Genomic DNA, 2,914 nt, shown 5'->3' with positions numbered 1-2,914 from the left:
TGCGTTAGGGATTGTAGAGGAAAGCCCACAGCCCGACGTAGGAGGAGCGAGGACTTGTAACGGAAAGCCCGACCCTTGTGGTAACGCCAAAAAAAGATAAAACCAAGAGTTATAATAAAATTGTATGAGACGCTTAAAAGTTTTTAGAAGTTTAGTTATTGATAGCCTTGATGCTACTACAAAAGGATCTGTTAAATATAATATTTGGATGGGTGCTTTAACGTTTGTTATGCTTGCTGGTATGTATTGCTACTCGATACAGTTGGAGCACGGTTTGAGCGTTACTGGAATGAGTGATCGAGTGAGTTGGGGTTTGTATATTTCGAACTTTACATTTTTAGTGGGCGTTGCAGCTGCTGCGGTTATGCTAGTTATGCCAACGTATGTACTTAAAGATATCGATTTTAAACAAGCAGTACTTATTGGCGAAGGTTTGGCTGTGGCTGCGCTTATTATGTGTTTAGCTTTTGTAGTTGCCGATATGGGCGGACCATCTGTACTTTGGCATATGATTCCTGGAATTGGGGTATTTAATTTTCCAAATTCGATGCTAACTTGGGATGTGATTGTTTTAAACGGCTACTTGTTTTTAAATATTAGTATTCCGTTTTATATTTTGTTTAGACGTTATCAAGGTAAAGTGCCAAACCCTAAAGTGTATATTCCTGGAGCTATTTTGTCGGTATTGTGGGCAGTTGCTATTCATTTAGTTACGGCGTTTTTATATCAAGGGTTGCAGGCGCGTCCGTTTTGGAATAACGCATTGTTGGGACCTCGTTTTTTGGCATCGGCATTTGCTGCTGGACCTGCGTTGATTATTTTGGTTCTAGCGGTTATTAGATCGTTTACCGCTTTTAAGATTGAAGATAAAACTATCAAAAAAATAGCCATGATTGTTACAGTTGCAGCTCAAATTAATATTATTATGTTGATTTCGGAGCTCTTTAAAGAGTTTTATGCGCCAACGCATCATAGTGAAAGCGCCTATTACTTATTCTTTGGATTGGAAGGAAAAACAGCACTGTTACCATGGATTTGGACGGCGATTTCAATGAATGTTATTGCTACTTTAATTCTAACTTTTAAAAGATTAAGAGAAAATCTCAAAGTATTATATTTCTGTTGCGGGCTGCTTTTTGTTGCTATATGGATTGAAAAAGGATTCGGACTTATTGTTCCTGGGTTTATACCTGGGCCTTATGGGAAAATAGTAGAATATTTACCTACAAAAATAGAAGTTGGTGTTACTTTAGGTATATGGGCTATGGGAGCTTTTATCTTTACTATATTAGCAAAAACAGCTATTGGTATTGAATTGGGTAAAATTCGATATAAGAAAAAATCTTAATTATTTTTTTTATTTTAAAATACTAGAAATTAGATTTATATGGTATTTTATTGAATGTAATTATTTAATAAGTTATTTACAATAAATATATTTCTATCTGAACATTATTATGTTAATTTATATGAGATTTATCATATACTGCACAATTTATAGCTTATATATTTGTACGCTGTAAGCTATAGGTTTACAGGTTTAATAATGAATAAAATCATATTTGTAAAAGATTTAAAAATGAAAAAGCAATACGTATTAATTTGCATGTTGGTGGCGACATTTCAATTTGCACAAGCTCAATTTACATTAGATGGTGAGTTTAGACCAAGAACAGAATATAGACATGGCTTTGGTAGTATTATACCAGATGCTGCTGATGCTGGGTTTGGTATTTCAACCAGAATTAGATTAAATGCAGGCTATCAAGTTGATGCTTATAAATTTTATTTGAGTTTTCAAGATGTGATAGTATGGGGGGAAAACCGACAAATTTTACCTTACGATCAAAACAATTCATTTGCTATATTCGAGGCATGGGCTGAAATTAATTTAGGTAAAGGATGGTCTACTAAATTAGGACGTCAAGCTATTTCGTATGACGATCAACGCATTCTTGGTGGTTTAGATTGGGCACAGCAAGGGCGTAATCATGATGCAGCATTAATCAAATATAAAAAGGATAAATTTTTATTGGATGTTGCATTAGCATTCAATCAAGATTACTCACATCCTACAGGTTTTGTAAATGGAGGAACAGCTTATAATACAACAGGGTTCTTTTCATATAAAACCATGCAGTATGCCTATTTAAAACAATCTTGGGAAAACCTAACAGGTAGTTTGTTATTAATGAACAATGGTTTTCAAGAGTTTGATGTTAATGATGCCCCAGATGGCGTTAGTAATTTACAAACTTTAGGAACACATTTAAACTATAAAAAAGGAAGTTTTGGAGCTGCTCTTAATGCGTTTGTTCAAACAGGAAAACGTCAAGGTGAAGTTGATGTTAAAGGTGCACGTTTGTTAGGATTAGATTTTACATATAAAGCAACTCCAAAAGTTGGTTTAGGCGCTGGTATTGAAATTATTAGTGGTAATGATGGAGGTGCTGGCGAAACAGGTGCTTTCTTCCCATTGTATGGTACCAACCATAAATTTAATGGTTTTATGGATTATTTCTATGTAGGTAATCATGCAAATTCTATTGGTTTGGTTGATATTCATGTAAGTGCAAACTTTAAATTAAACGAAACTTCAAGCTTGATGATTAAAGCCTTAAACTTTAGTGGCGAGCAAGATTTACCTAGTGGAGAAAATGCTTTAGGTACAGAAATAGATTTAGTATATTCAAAAGCGTTTAAAAGTTACGCTTTAAAATTAGGCTATTCTCAAATGTTTGCTAGTGATGGGATGTATGAGTTAAAAGGACTTCCTAAAAGCGCTGTGGCAGATATGCAAAATTGGGCTTGGGCTATGTTAGTTATAAAACCAAAATTCATTAACTAAATAAAATTTTATACAGTAATTAAAGAATCCTGCTTTGGCGGGATTTTTTTATGAGAGATGTTCATT

General features: G+C 34.1%; 2 protein-coding genes. Both read left to right on the top strand.

The features are described from left to right. Positions 1-124: 124 nt before the first annotated feature. On the top strand, positions 125-1,348 hold the full coding sequence (gene dsrP / locus AADI82_RS14710; protein WP_341217169.1) for a sulfate reduction electron transfer complex DsrMKJOP subunit DsrP: 1,224 nt from the start codon (positions 125-127) through the stop codon (positions 1,346-1,348). A 198-nt stretch (positions 1,349-1,546) separates the two neighbouring features. After that, complete coding sequence (locus AADI82_RS14705) at positions 1,547-2,848, top strand: alginate export family protein (protein ID WP_341217168.1); 1,302 nt, start codon at positions 1,547-1,549, stop codon at positions 2,846-2,848. Positions 2,849-2,914: the final 66 nt, after the last annotated feature.

It is taken from the genome of uncultured Wocania sp. (genome assembly GCF_964021735.1).
Classification (GTDB): domain Bacteria; phylum Bacteroidota; class Bacteroidia; order Flavobacteriales; family Flavobacteriaceae; genus Wocania_A.
The sequence above is the reverse complement of the archived record's forward strand: the minus strand, read 5'-3'. Positions and strand labels throughout refer to the sequence as shown.